This is a genomic window from uncultured Aliiroseovarius sp., assembly GCF_947497285.1.
Classification (GTDB): Bacteria; Pseudomonadota; Alphaproteobacteria; order Rhodobacterales; family Rhodobacteraceae; genus Aliiroseovarius.
On the sequence record NZ_CANMFT010000007.1, the window covers coordinates 171480 to 184803 of the forward strand.

Genomic DNA, 13324 nt, shown 5'->3' on the forward strand with positions numbered 1-13324 from the left:
TGAACCCTTTTTGGCACAAGCGCGCAAGGGCGTCACGCGAGGAACGCGAGATGGATATCTATCTCGCATAGGGGGCAAGAGCTGGTCTTGATCAGGGACGTATGGTCGTAGCGGAGGGATGGCTGTGAGAATTGGTTTCGTTGGTTTGGGAAATGTGGGGGGCAAGCTGGCGGGCAGTTTGCTGCGCAATGGCAAAGATTTGACCGTGCTTGATCTTGATCCGGACCTTGTCGCAGGTTTCGCCGCGCGCGGGGCAAATGCAGCGGATAACCCCGCGGCCCTGATGCGCGACTGCGACGTCGTCATTACCTGCCTTCCATCGCCCGCTGCGTCGAATGCCGTGGTCAGCCAAATGCTGGATCACGTGCGACCCGGCAAAATCTGGCTGGAAATGTCCACCACTGACGAGGCCGAGGTCAAACGCTTGGGCGCCGAGGTGATCGCGCGCGGTGGCGATGCGGTCGATTGTCCGGTGTCGGGTGGTTGCCATCGGGCAGACACCGGCAACATCTCGATCTTCGCGGGCTGTGAGCGCGCGACGTTTGAGCGGGTGCTGCCGCTTTTGACCACGATGGGGCGGCGTGTTCTGCATACGGGTGAACTGGGTTCGGCCTCGGTCCTGAAGGTTATGACCAACTATCTTGCGACCGCCAACCTGCTGACCTGTTGCGAGGCATTGGTGACGATGAAAGCTGCCGGGCTTGATCTTGCGACGACCTATGAGGCGATCAAGATCTCGTCCGGCACGTCTTTTGTGCATGAAACCGAAAGCCAGGTGATCCTGAACGGCTCGCGTGACATATCCTTCACCATGGACCTGGTGAAGAAGGATATCGGCTTGTTTCAGGCGATTGCTGATCGGGCAGGCGTGCCGCTCGAAATTTCACCTTTGATGGTTGAGATTTTCAACGACGGCATCGCGCGCTACGGCGAACGTGCGCAGTCAGACGACATCATCCGTAGGCTGGAAGAGGCGACCGGGCTGGACATCACCGCCCCCGGTTTCCCCGCTGGGATGGTAGATGATGAGCCGGAGGAGGCGGGCTATGAGGTGGTGCCGCGTGGGCACAGCTAGGCCTTCTGCCACAGCCACGCGCCATCCTCGCGCCGGGTGCGTGTGGCGCGCCCTTCGTGCAGAAGGTGGTTCAGGTGGCCGACGGCCTCGACCAAGGCCAACCCATATTCGCCACCCGAAATCTCGCGCTTGAACAGCGGGGGGAAGCAGTCGCCGGCCACGTGGGGATCGGCCAGAAAGGCTTCCAACCGGTCCAGCGCGTTGTGGTGATTGGTGATCAGTTGGCGCATGCGTGTGGGCAGGCCGGTGAAGGGCAGTTTGTGCCCCGGCAGAACCAGTTGATCCGGGGTTGCGTATTGCGACAGGCGTTCGCAGGCTTCCAGCCATTCCCCGACCGGATCGGCCTCGGGCTCGGTGGCATAGACGCCAAGGTTAGGGCTGATCGTGGCCAGAAGCTGGTCGCCACCTATCACCAGCGCGCCATCCGTCGACCAGAGTGTCGCGTGTTCCGGCGCGTGACCGTTGCCAATCCGCACATCCCATTCGCGCCCGCCAAAATGAAGGCGACTGCCTTCTTTGATGCGTATAAAGCCCAAGGGCATGTCGGCTACGATGTCGGCATAGTTGAAGGGGCGTTCGGTGAGCCGCTTTTCATAGACGTCAGGGGCCATGCCCGCCGCGCGCCAATAAGCCAGCGTTTCGTCCACTGGCACCATTTGCTCGTCCAGCAGCAGCATCCGCGCAAACAGCCATGCGGTGCGCGTGGTCACCAGCTCGGCCCCGTGGTCGCGTTGCAACCACCCGGCCAGCCCGACGTGATCGGGGTGGTGGTGGGTCACGATCACCCGCGCAATGGGTTTCCCGCCCAATGGGTCCGCCAACAGCTTATCCCAGATGCGGCGCGTCTTGTTCGTGTCAAAGCCGGTGTCCACGATGGTCCAGCCGTCGGGATCGTCAAAGGCAAAGATGTTGACGTGATCCAGCGCCATCGGGAGCGGTAGGCGCATCCAAAGGACGCCCTTAGCGACCTCAACCGCTTCGCCCTCGCCGGGAATGTCCGGGAAGGGAAAAGCCAGTGGCGCGCTCGGTTTGGTGGTCACGATGCCAAATCTTCCGGGCTAAGGGCATAGAGCCCCGCAGCCCCGGTGCGCGCCTGCGCGAAGTGTGCGGTGTGCTCGGGCAACAGCCGGTTGATGTGGAAACGGGCAAGCTCTGAACGCGGCCCCTTGCCACCCTCGGCAATCGCGGCGCGCAAGTGGTAATGCGCGCCAAGAACACGTGCAAAGCCCATCAGGAACGGCACGGCACCGGCGAAACGGTCTTGCATGTCGGATTGTTCGACCATCCATTCGGTGGTTTCGCGCAGGTCTTCTGCGGCCGACCAAACAGCTTCGGACATGTTGGGGAAATCGGCGCGGGCAGCTTCGGCCTGTGTCTCGATCTCATCAAGCAGGCGGAAGGCGGCCTCGCCCCCGTCCATCATCTTGCGACCGACAAGGTCCATTGCCTGAATGCCGTTTGTGCCTTCGTAGATCGCGGTGACACGTACGTCGCGGGAATGCTGGGCGGCGCCGGTTTCTTCGATGAACCCCATGCCGCCATGCACCTGAACGCCAAGATGGCTGACAAGCATTCCAACCTCGGTACCGTAGGCCTTGACGATTGGCGTCAGAAGGGCGGCACGCGCCTTCCATTCCTCGTCGCCCGTCGCATGCGCCATATCTATCGCAAGCGCCAACGACATCGCCATGGACCGGGCGGCAAAAAGTTCAGTGCGCATCTGGGTCAGCATCCGGCGCACATCGGCAAAGTCGATGATCGCACCGGTGCCAGCGTCGCCCAGCGGAGTGCGGCCCTGTTTGCGCTCCATCGCATAGGCCAGCGCCTCTTGATAGGCACGTTCGCCCACGCCGTAGCCCTGCACGCCCACACCCATGCGGGCGTTGTTCATCATGGTGAACATGGCGGCCATGCCCTTGTGCGGCTCGCCGACCATCCAGCCTTTGGCCCCTTCGAAGGACATCACGGCGGTAGGGCTGCCGTGCAGGCCCATTTTGTGTTCAAGGCTGACGACGCGCAGGCTGTTTGGCTCGCCCGGATTGCCGTCAGCATCGGGGATCAGTTTTGGAACCATAAAGAGGCTGATACCCTTGGTGCCGGGCGCACCGTCCGGCAGCCGCGCCAGCACAAGGTGACAGACGTTCCCGGTGATGTCGTTGTCACCCCATGAAATAAAGATCTTCTGACCGGTGACCGAATAGGTCCCGTCGCCATTGTCTTCGGCTTTCGACGACAGCGCGCCCACATCCGACCCGGCCTGCGGTTCGGTCAGGTTCATCGTGCCCGCCCATTCACCGCTGATCAGTTTGGGCAGATACAGGTCTTTCAGCGTGTCCGAGGCGTGGTGTTCCAACGACTCAATCTGGCCCTGCGTCATCAAGGGGCACAATTGAAGCGACAGGCAGCTTGCCGACATCATGTCGTTCACCGCTGTTTGCAGGGTCAGGGGTAAGCCCATCCCACCATATTCAGGGTCCGCCGCCATGCCGATCCACCCACCTTCCGCGATTGCCTTGTAGCCATCCGCAAAGCCGGGTGACGTGCGCACGACGCCATTTTCAAGCACAGCCGGGGTCAGGTCGCCGTTGCGGTTCAGGGGGGCAAGGATGTCTTCGCACATCTTGCCTGCCTCGGTCAGAACAGCCATCGCAACATCCGGGGTGGCGTCGGCAAACCGCTCGGTTTCGGGCAGCTGATCATAGCCGATGACATGGTCGAACAGGAACTGGAAATCGTCGGTTGTCGCGCGGTAGGTCATGGGAGTCCTCGGCAAATCTCTTGGCATCTGGGCGATAGGCCATTAACTGGGCCTTTATTCCCCTTACCGAAGGTCAGAGGGGTGGCAAAGGAAAACGCAGCGTCATGAGTGCGGACGGCTTGGATACGGAAATTCTATCGGCGGACATAGCCGGTGTCGCGCGGGCCGCAGAGCTTTTGCGGGAAGGCGCGCTTGTGTCCTTCCCGACTGAGACGGTGTATGGCCTTGGCGCTGACGCCACGAATGACCACGCTGTCGCGCGGATATTTAACGCCAAAGGGCGCCCCCATTTCAACCCGCTGATCGTCCATGTGCCGTCGCTGGAGGCGGCATCAAAGATTGCAGTGCTGGATGGGCGTGCCCTAGATTTGGCGCAGGCGTTCTGGCCGGGACCGCTCACTTTGGTGTTGCCGCTAAAACCCAACAGCCCGCTATCTGCCCTTGTGTCTGCGGGTCTGCCGACTGTGGCCGTCCGCGTGCCCGCCCACCCGTTGGCGCAGAAACTGCTGGAGGCCGCATGTCTTCCCGTCGCTGCCCCGTCTGCCAATCCGTCGGGACGCATCAGCCCGTCCACTGCGCAGCACGTTCTGGACAGTCTGTCCGGTCGGATCACGGCGGTGCTGGACGGTGGCCCCTGCGAGGTCGGGTTGGAAAGCACGATCGTCGGGTTCGACCCCGCCCCGGTCCTGTTGCGCCCCGGCGGCCTGCCGGTCGAAGCCCTCGAAGCCGCGCTGGGCGGCACGATTGCCGTCCGGCAAGCCAGCGCAGGCGTCACAGCGCCCGGTCAATTGTCCTCGCATTATGCGCCAAACGCGCAAATGCGTCTGAACGCCGTTGAAGCGAAACCGGGTGAACGTCTGCTGGGGTTCGGGCATGTCGAGGCTGATCTGAACCTGTCCCCGTCCGGCGATCTGGTCGAGGCGGCGGCCAACCTGTTTCGGTATTTGCACCAGTTGGACGACGAAGGCGACGCCCCGATCGCCGTATCTCCGATCCCCGATCACGGGATGGGCCGGGCAATCAATGATCGTTTGCGCCGGGCGGCAGCCCCGCGCGATTAATCAGCGGTCACGCGTGCCCGCCTTCTGCAGACAAAAGCAGCGGATCAACGCCAAGTTTCGCCAACGCCGCTGTCCATTTCCCGTCACTGTCATCGGAAAAGACGATGGCTTCTTCCGCGTCACAGGTCAGCCAGGCATTTTGCTGGATTTCGCTTTCAAGCTGGCCGGGGGACCAGCCGGCATAGCCAAGGGCCGCCAGCGTGTTTGCGGGGCCGACGCCATTCGCCATCGCTTCAAGAATATCGCGCGTGGCGGTCATGGAAAACGCGTCGTCGACCTTCAGGGTCGAGGCGTCGTTGTCATATTCGCCCGAATGCAACACGAACCCACGCGCGCCTTCGACGGGACCGCCGAAAAACACGTTTGTTGTCTTGGTGCCCATGCCTGCGTCGATATCAAGTTGGGCAAGGATATCACCCAGCGACACATCGGGTGCTGGCTTGTTGATGATCAATCCCATCGCCCCTTCTGGCGAATGGGCGCACATGAACACAACCGAGTGGTCGAACCGCGGATCGCCCATGCCCGGCATCGCGATCAGAAGTTTGCCGCTCAAGTCCATTGGTGTGTTGTCGGTTGCGCTCATACCTCCAGAAAAGCGCCGCAGAGTTGGAAAGGCAAGTCTGAATGCCGATCGATGGTAACGATCCATCCCTGAAATGTGATTTCACATTGCAGGCTTGCGCTTTATGTATCGTTGCATGAACCTTCGACTTGCCCTCCGCGCAGCCTTTTTGGGGCTTGCTGTGTTTTCTGCACCCGCTTTGGCGGGGAGCAATAGCCCGCCCGCCCCTGAAGATGTCGTCAAAATCGACGTTCTGCCCGGTTGGCGTGGCCCCGATGGGCAGCACGTCGCGGCCTTGCGTATCCAATTGGCCGATGGATGGAAGACCTATTGGCGGGCACCGGGACAAGCCGGCATTCCGCCCAGCTTGAACTGGCGCGGTTCTGACAATCTGGCGGGGGTAACCTTTCATTGGCCAGTGCCTGAGGTTTTTTATTCAAGCGGCATGCGCACCATCGGGTATTCGCATGAGCTGGTCCTTCCTATGACACTGACGCCGAAGACGCATGGCGATCCGATCAGCCTTGAAGGCGAGCTTGCTCTTGGAGTTTGCCAGGAGGTTTGCATGCCCATGGACGCCACGATCTCGGTTGTGTTGCCGTCGCGCGATGTCGGGCCGAAAGGGCCTATCAAACGCGCATTGCGCCAGCGTCCCGACACCGCCTCTGAAGCAGGCCTGCGTCGGGCGGTGTGCGATGTCGAACCCATCTCTGATGGGCTTCGCGTGATTGTGAAGATCGACATGCCGCGCGTCGGTGGGGACGAGGTCGTGGTGGTTGAAACGGCCGATCCGTCGGTCTGGGTGTCCGAGGTTTCCACATCGCGCGTTGCAGGCGCACTGACCACCATTGCAGAACTTGTGCCCAGTTCAGGCAAGCCTTTCCTGTTAAACCGATCCGATCTGCGCATGACGGTTCTGGCGGATGGGCGCGGCGTCGATATCCGCGGCTGCACAGGCAGCTGATCCAACCAGCAGCATTTGCGCAAGTTTGCGTCAATTGGTCGCCGCTGCGCGCTATTCTGCCGCCTTTCCCGTTGCGACTCCCCTACGCTCTGCCTATACGGATGGGCGACGAAGCCCATTGGGCCAGAGAGGTTGGCTGTCGACGATCGACCCGCAACGGGGATCAGACGCAGCGTCGTTGACAACAAGGCGCGGCCTCTTTGCACCCAGATTTTGCGTGAAAGGATGACCGCATGACCCGTCTGATACTTCTTGCTCTTGGCCTGTTGGCTGGCCCTGCCATCGCCCATCCCGGTCATATCGGAGAGCTGGCCGGACATGGTCATGTTGGCGGCATGATCCTGATCGGACTGGCGGCTGCCATCGGGCTTTGGGCGGCGCTCAAGGGCTCGAAAGAGGCAAAGGCCCAGCGTGAAGACGACAGCGATGACGCTGACGCAAACGAACCGCAGGAGGCATAAGCCATGACCAAGATTGGTGTGATGATCTGCGGGCATGGCTCGCGCAGTCAGGACGCGGTGGATCAGTTCGCGGTGCTGGCCGAAAAGCTGCCCGCTTTGTTGCCCAAGGACTGGATGACCGACTATGGGTATCTGGAATTTGCCAACCCGGTGATCCGCGACGGGTTGGACCGGCTGCGCGAAGCGGGTTGCGACCGTATCCTGGCCGTGCCGGGGATGCTGTTTGCCGCAATGCACACGAAAAATGACATTCCGACCGTCCTGAACACCTATGCCAAGAAGCATGGGATCGACGTGACCTATGGCCGCGAGTTGGGCGTGGACCCGAAGATGATCGCTGCCGCCGGAGATCGCGTGCGTCAGGCTGTCGATGCCGCAAACAAAGAACATGGCGAAGTGCCGCTGGAAGACACCTGCCTTGTCGTCATCGGGCGGGGCGCGTCAGACCCTGATGCCAACGGCAACGTCGCCAAGGTGGCACGTCTGCTGCAAGAAGGTTTGGGCTTTGGATGGCTGGAAGTCGGCTATTCCGGCGTCACCTTCCCGCTGGTCGAACCCTGCCTGAACCACGTGGTCAAGCTGGGCTACAAACGCGTTGTCGTGTTCCCCTATTTCCTGTTCTCGGGCATCCTGATCGACCGGATCTATGGTTTCACCGACAAGGTCGCCGCCGCCCATCCCGAGATCGAATTCGTGAAGGCCGGGTATCTGAACGACCACCCCAAGGTGCTTGAGACCTTCGCCGAGCGGATCACTGAACAGCTTGGCACCGTTCCGCCGCCCAACTGCGGCACTTGTGGCTATCGCACCCAGGTTCTGGCGCTGGACGAGGGCGAAGACCGCACCATTCCGGTGGAAGATCGCGCCAAGCACCCGGCCTATGCCGACGTGCCGCCGCCCACCTGCGTGATGTGCAAATACCGGGTCGAGGTGCTGGGGTTTGAAGCCGAAGTCGGCGCCATTCAGGAAAGCCACCATCACCATGTCGAAGGGCAGGGGGCGTCCGCACCGGGGTCGAACGTGGCCGATTGTTCGTTCTGCGACACCTTCTGCACCGGCGAATGCCGACTGCATATGGGGCATCACCATCATCATGATCACAGTCACGATCATGATCACGACCACGGTCACGACCATCATCATCACGATCATCACCATGATCACGTGCATGCCGAATATCCCCATGCAAAACATCCGCATGGGCCTGAATCGGCCCGTTCGAAATGAGCGAAGGCGGCCGCTCTTCGGGCCCCAACGGGGCCGCTCCTTCGCGCCCGGCGCTCAGGTATGAGCGCGACCCGTCCGCCATCTATGCGCAGTCCTTCGCGACCCTGCGCAAAGAGGCGCGGTTGGACCGCTTTCCCGGCGGCATGGCGGCCCTTGCGACCCGTGTAATCCACGCCTGCGGCATGGTCGAAGTTGCGGATCGACTGGCCTTTTCTGCGAACGCCTATGAAACAGGTCACGCTGCTCTTAAGGCCGGTGCGCCTGTGTTTTGCGATTGCGAGATGGTCGGGGCGGGCATCATTCGCCGCTATCTGCCATCGGAAAACGATGTGATTGTCACGTTGAACGATCCGTCTGTGCCGGAACTGGCGAAGTCCATCGGCAACACGCGCTCCGCCGCCGCGGTCGAGCTGTGGTTGGACCGTCTGGAAGGTGCGGTGGTCGCTGTGGGGAACGCGCCAACAGCCCTGTTCCACCTGCTTGAGCTGATCGACGCAGGTGCACCCAAACCTGCCGTGATCCTTGGCTTTCCGGTCGGGTTTGTGGGCGCTGCGGAAAGCAAGGCGGAACTGGCAAACAACCCGCGCGGCTGCGAATTTGTCGCCCTGCGTGGGCGGCGTGGTGGGTCTGCCATTGCCTCTGCTGCCGTCAACGCGTTGGCCGCCGGACTGCCGGAGGAGTGCGCATGACAACCCCGTGGCTTCACATCGTCGGGATCGGCGAAGATGGCATTGCCGGGCTGACCCCCGCCACCCGCGCGGTTGTTGACGCCGCCGAGGTGATCGTCGGCGGCACGCGCCACCACGACCTGATCGATGGGAATGCCGAGCGGCTCGCTTGGCCCTCGCCGTTTGACAGCCTGATAGACGAGTTGACGAAGCGCAACGGCAAACGGGTCGTTGTCTTGGCAACCGGCGATCCGCTTTGGTATTCGGTCGGTGCGAAAATTGGCCGTCATATCGACCCGGCGCAGATCGTTTACCACCCGCAAGTGGGCGCATTCCAACTGGCCGCCGCGCGCATGGGCTGGTCGATGGCGGACTTGGAGACGCTGACCGTGCATGGCCGCCCGGTTGAGCAGATGATCGCTTTCATCCAGCCCGACATCCGGCTTCTTGTTCTGACCACCGGCTCGGAAACGCCGGGCCAGATCGCCCGCTTCCTAACCGAACGTGGCTTCGGAAAATCGCGCATGACCGTGCTGGCCCATATGGGCGGCAAGGACGAAGCGCGCTTTGATGGCATTGCCGAAAGCTGGAACCACGCCGTGCCAGAGTTCAACACGCTGGCCGTTGAATGCGTCGCCGCGCCGGACGCCGCCCTTCTGCCGCGTGTGCCGGGCTTGGCTGACAAGCTGTTTCAAAGCGACGGCACCATGACCAAGCAAGAGGTCCGCGCGATTACACTGGCAAAGCTCATGCCGATGCGCGGGGCGCTTTTGTGGGACATCGGCACCGGTTGCGGGTCGATTGCCATCGAATGGATGCGTGGCGCGCGCTATGCCCGTGCCATCGGGATCGAACCGCGCGCAGATCGCCGGGCCATGGCTGCCGCAAACGCCTTGGCGCTGGGCGTGCCGAAGCTGGATTTGGTCGAAGGCGAAGTTCCCGCCGCGCTGGACGGTTTGGAAGCGCCCGATGCGATCTTCATTGGTGGCGGATTGTCGGAACAGGTATTCGATGCCGCTTGGGCCGAGTTGAAACCCTTGGGGCGACTGGTCGCGAACGCTGTCACCATCGAAAGCGAGATGTGTCTTACCGCCCTGCACCAAAAACATGGGGGTCAACTGGTGAAGCTGTCCGTTGAACGCGCCGAGCCACTCGGGCCTCATTCCGGTTGGAAACCCCTGCGTCCCGTCACACAGTGGAGCCTGATCAAAAGATGAGCGGAACGCTTTACGGTGTGGGCCTTGGACCGGGTGATCCCGACCTGATGACGCTCAGGGCCGCGCGGCTGATTGAACTTGCCAAAGTGGTCGCCTATCCGACGCTGGAGGGTGGCGACAGTTTTGCCCGTTCCATCGCTGCACATCTGATCGCCAAGGATGCGGATGAAATCGCGATGGACATCCCGATGACCGTCGAGCGTGCCCCTGCACAAAAAGCCTATGACGTGGGCGCTGCCAAGATCGCTGCGCGACTTGAGGCCGGAGATGACGTGGTCGTCCTGTGCGAAGGCGACCCGTTTTTCTATGGATCCTTCATGTATTTGTTTGCGCGGCTGGCCGATCGGTTCCAAACCGAGATCGTGCCGGGCGTCACGTCTGTCACCGCTTGTGCCGCACGGGCCCGCAGCCCGCTTGTCGCCCGTAACGAACGCCTGACCGTTCTGCCCGGCCCGCTGCCCGAAGACGAGCTGCGCGCCCGTATCGAAGGGGCTGAAAGCGTGGCGATCATGAAAGTTGGCCGCCACCTGCCCAAAATACGCGGCGTGATCGAAGCGCTGGGCCTTGTGGACAAAGCCACCTATATCGAGCGTGCTTCCCTGCCCGAAGAGGTCGTGCTGCCGCTCGCAGATGCCCCCGACAAAGCCCCCTATTTCTCGATGATCCTTCTTGCGAAAGGAAATGATCCATGGCTGTGACGCCTGTTGTAATTTGCCTGAACAAATCAGGTGAAGAACTGGCCCATCGGGTCGCAACCCTCTTGGGGGCTCAGGTGCATGGGCGCGAAGGTCGCGTTAAAAAGGCGGATGCGTTCTTCCCCAATGCGCTGGATCACGTGCGGATGCTGTTTGCTGCGGGCACGCCCGTTGTCGGCGTCTGCGCAGCCGGTATCCTGATCCGTGCCGTTGCCCCCCTTCTGGCTGACAAGACGACCGAGCCACCCGTAGTCTCGGTGGCCGATGACGGATCGGTCGTGGTGCCGCTTCTGGGTGGGCATCGCGGCGCGAACCGTTTGGCCAGCCGGATTGCGGAAGAAATCGGCGCGACCGCTGCTGTCACCACGGCGGGCGATGTATCGCTGGGTGTCGCGCTGGACGAACCGCCCTTGGGCTATCGTCTTGCCAACCCCGAAGACGCGAAAGAGGCAATGGCGGAACTGCTGTCAGGCGCGGGCGTCGCGATCACAGGCGAGAACATCTTTGATATCGAGGACACCGGCGGTGCGGTCGAACTCGCCGTGACCGAGGCCCCGGTCGACACCGGTCCGACCCGTCTGGCCTATCACCCGCAACGCTTCGCGCTGGGTGTGGGCTGTGCGCGGGGTGCCGACCCCGAAGAGCTTTGGCAGTTGGTGAGCAAACAGCTTGCCGCTGCCAACATCGCGCCGGGTGCGATTGCCTGTGTCACCTCGCTTGATTTGAAGGCGGACGAACTGGCAATGAACGCTTTAGCCGCTCGTTTGGGCGTGCCGTTTCGTGTATTCACCGCTGCTGAGCTTGAGGCTGAAGCGCCTCGGTTGGCGAACCCGTCCGACGTGGTGTTCGCCGAAGTCGGTTGCCATGGCGTGTCGGAAGGCGCGGCGCTTGCCGCCGCTGGCCCAGACGCCGAACTGGTCGTTCCCAAAGTGAAGACCGCGAACACCACCTGCGCAATTGCGCGCGCGCCAGAGCCGATCACCAAGATGCGCGGCCGCGCACGCGGCAAGCTATCGATTGTCTCGATTGGCCCCGGCCAGCACACATGGCGCACGCCCGAAGCCAGCCATCTGCTGCAAGAAGCCGAAGAACTCGTGGGCTATGGTCTGTATATCGACCTGATCGGTCCTCTTGCGGCTGGCAAAACCCGTTCTGACTTCCCGCTGGGCGGTGAAGAGGATCGCTGTCGCTACGCGTTAGAGCAGGCAGGCAAGGGCAAGAACGTCGCGCTGGTCTGCTCGGGGGACGCGGGCATCTATGCGATGGGCGCTCTGGTCTATGAACTGCTGGATCGCGGGCCAGACGAGAAGGGTGTCAGCGACGCCGCCCGCCGGGTCGAGGTTGTCTCGACCCCCGGCGTATCCGCGCTGCAAGGCGCCGCCGCGCGGGCTGGCGCGCCTTTGGGCCATGACTTCTGCGCCATTTCGCTGTCCGATCTTCTGACCCACCGCGAAGACATCGTGAAGCGCCTTCATGCCGCCGCCGAAGGGGATTTCGTGATCGCCTTTTACAACCCCGTATCGAAGAAACGCCGCACCCTGCTGGCCGAGGCGCGGGACATTCTGCTGAAGCACCGTCCCTCCGATACGCCGGTGATGCTGGCATCCAATCTGGGTCGTCCCACGGAACATATCCGCTATCGCAAGCTATCCGAACTTGAAGTCGACGAGGTCGACATGCTGACCGTCGTGCTGGTCGGCTCGTCAAACTCACGCCTTGCGCAGTTGGGCGAAGGCCCCCGCATGTTCACCCCACGCGGCTATGCCCGCCGCATTGATGGAGATCTGTCATGACCGTCTATTTCATCGGCGCAGGCCCCGGCGATCCCGAGCTCCTGACCCTGAAAGCGCAGCGCATCATTGGTGAATGCCCGGTCTGCCTTTACGCAGGATCTCTGGTGCCGCCGCAGGTTGTCGCCTGCGCGCCCGAAGGGGCCAAGGTGATGGACACGGCGGCGATGACGCTGGACGACACCCACGCTGAAATCAAAGCGGCGCACGCGCGCGGGCAGGACGTGGCGCGGGTGCATTCCGGCGATCCCTCGCTGTATGGCGCGATTGCCGAACAAATCCGCCGCTTGAAGGCCGACGGCATCGACTATCAGGTCATCCCTGGCGTGCCTGCCTATGCCGCCGCCGCCGCCGCGTTGGGGCAGGAACTGACCATCCCGGAAATTGCGCAATCCATCGTGCTGACGCGGATGTCGATGCAATCGACCTCGATGCCCGAGGGCGAAACTCTGGAAAACTTCGCCAAAACCGGCGCGACACTGGCGATCCACCTTGCGGTGCGCAACATGCGTGAAATCGAACGGGTGCTGACGCCTTACTATGGCGCGGATTGCCCGGCGGTCGTGGCCTATCGCGTCGGCTGGCCGGACGAGATGTTCATTCGCGGCACCATCGCTGACATCCGCAAGAAAGTGCGCGCCGAGAAAATCACCCGTACCGCGCTGATCCTCGTTGGTCCCGCGCTGGATCGTGGGCGTGATTTCAAGGACAGCGCGCTTTATGATCCCGCCAAACCGCATGTGCTGCGCCCGGTGGTTGGCGTCGATCTGGTGGAAGACCACAATACCTAAGTTGATCCAAACCCGGCAGTTGCGCGTATATTTCTGGTAAAGCGGCCCAACA

At 62.0% G+C, this 13324-nt stretch carries 13 protein-coding genes; 10 read left to right on the forward strand and 3 right to left on the reverse strand.

The annotated features are described in order from the left end of the window. Window positions 1-124: 124 nt before the first annotated feature. Window positions 125-1075 carry an NAD(P)-dependent oxidoreductase gene (locus Q0864_RS13340; protein WP_298570867.1) on the forward strand — a complete coding sequence of 317 codons (951 nt, stop codon included), beginning with the start codon at window positions 125-127 and terminating at the stop codon, window positions 1073-1075. On the opposite strand, the gene Q0864_RS13345 is transcribed toward Q0864_RS13340, so the two are convergent. After that, complete coding sequence (locus Q0864_RS13345) at window positions 1072-2115, reverse strand: MBL fold metallo-hydrolase (RefSeq protein WP_298570738.1); 1044 nt, start codon at window positions 2113-2115, stop codon at window positions 1072-1074. The genes Q0864_RS13340 and Q0864_RS13345 overlap by 4 nt on opposite strands. Further along, window positions 2112-3833: an acyl-CoA dehydrogenase gene (locus Q0864_RS13350; protein ID WP_298570740.1), complete on the reverse strand. Its 1722-nt coding sequence runs from the start codon at window positions 3831-3833 to the stop codon at window positions 2112-2114. The genes Q0864_RS13345 and Q0864_RS13350 overlap by 4 nt, the downstream gene beginning before the upstream one ends. A 104-nt stretch (window positions 3834-3937) precedes the next feature. Here Q0864_RS13350 and Q0864_RS13355 point away from each other — a divergent pair, with 104 nt between their 5' ends. Next, window positions 3938-4894 carry an L-threonylcarbamoyladenylate synthase gene (locus Q0864_RS13355; RefSeq protein ID WP_298570742.1) on the forward strand — a complete coding sequence of 319 codons (957 nt, stop codon included), beginning with the start codon at window positions 3938-3940 and terminating at the stop codon, window positions 4892-4894. Window positions 4895-4901: 7 nt separating this feature from the next. On the opposite strand, the gene Q0864_RS13360 is transcribed toward Q0864_RS13355, so the two are convergent. After that, window positions 4902-5480: a YqgE/AlgH family protein gene (locus Q0864_RS13360; RefSeq protein WP_298570744.1), complete on the reverse strand. Its 579-nt coding sequence runs from the start codon at window positions 5478-5480 to the stop codon at window positions 4902-4904. A gap of 115 nt (window positions 5481-5595) precedes the next feature. On the opposite strand from Q0864_RS13360, the gene Q0864_RS13365 reads away from it, so the two are divergent. The 8 genes from Q0864_RS13365 to cobM all read left to right on the forward strand — a co-directional run bounded on the left by Q0864_RS13365 (window position 5596) and on the right by cobM (window position 13272). Next, window positions 5596-6423 carry a protein-disulfide reductase DsbD domain-containing protein gene (locus Q0864_RS13365; protein ID WP_298570745.1) on the forward strand — a complete coding sequence of 276 codons (828 nt, stop codon included), beginning with the start codon at window positions 5596-5598 and terminating at the stop codon, window positions 6421-6423. A 233-nt stretch (window positions 6424-6656) separates the two neighbouring features. Next, window positions 6657-6884 (forward strand): DUF6732 family protein, encoded by a 228-nt coding sequence (locus Q0864_RS13370; protein WP_298570747.1) that lies wholly within the window; start codon window positions 6657-6659, stop codon window positions 6882-6884. Window positions 6885-6887: 3 nt separating this feature from the next. Then, entirely contained in the window at window positions 6888-8111 is a 1224-nt protein-coding gene (locus tag Q0864_RS13375) for a sirohydrochlorin chelatase (RefSeq protein WP_298570749.1), read from the forward strand. After that, complete coding sequence (locus tag Q0864_RS13380; RefSeq protein ID WP_298570751.1) at window positions 8108-8800, forward strand: precorrin-8X methylmutase; 693 nt, start codon at window positions 8108-8110, stop codon at window positions 8798-8800. Before Q0864_RS13375 ends, Q0864_RS13380 begins: the two co-directional genes overlap by 4 nt. After that, window positions 8797-9996, forward strand: a complete 1200-nt coding sequence (cbiE, locus tag Q0864_RS13385; RefSeq protein WP_298570753.1) for a precorrin-6y C5,15-methyltransferase (decarboxylating) subunit CbiE — start codon at window positions 8797-8799, stop codon at window positions 9994-9996. The genes Q0864_RS13380 and cbiE overlap by 4 nt, the downstream gene beginning before the upstream one ends. Next, a complete protein-coding gene (gene cobI / locus Q0864_RS13390) occupies window positions 9993-10694 on the forward strand; it encodes a precorrin-2 C(20)-methyltransferase (RefSeq protein ID WP_298570755.1) in 702 nt (233 codons plus the stop codon). Before cbiE ends, cobI begins: the two co-directional genes overlap by 4 nt. After that, window positions 10685-12484, forward strand: coding sequence for a precorrin-3B C(17)-methyltransferase (gene cobJ / locus Q0864_RS13395; RefSeq protein ID WP_298570757.1), 1800 nt, complete (start codon window positions 10685-10687; stop codon window positions 12482-12484). Before cobI ends, cobJ begins: the two co-directional genes overlap by 10 nt. Further along, complete coding sequence (gene cobM / locus Q0864_RS13400) at window positions 12481-13272, forward strand: precorrin-4 C(11)-methyltransferase (protein ID WP_298570759.1); 792 nt, start codon at window positions 12481-12483, stop codon at window positions 13270-13272. Before cobJ ends, cobM begins: the two co-directional genes overlap by 4 nt. Window positions 13273-13324: the final 52 nt, after the last annotated feature.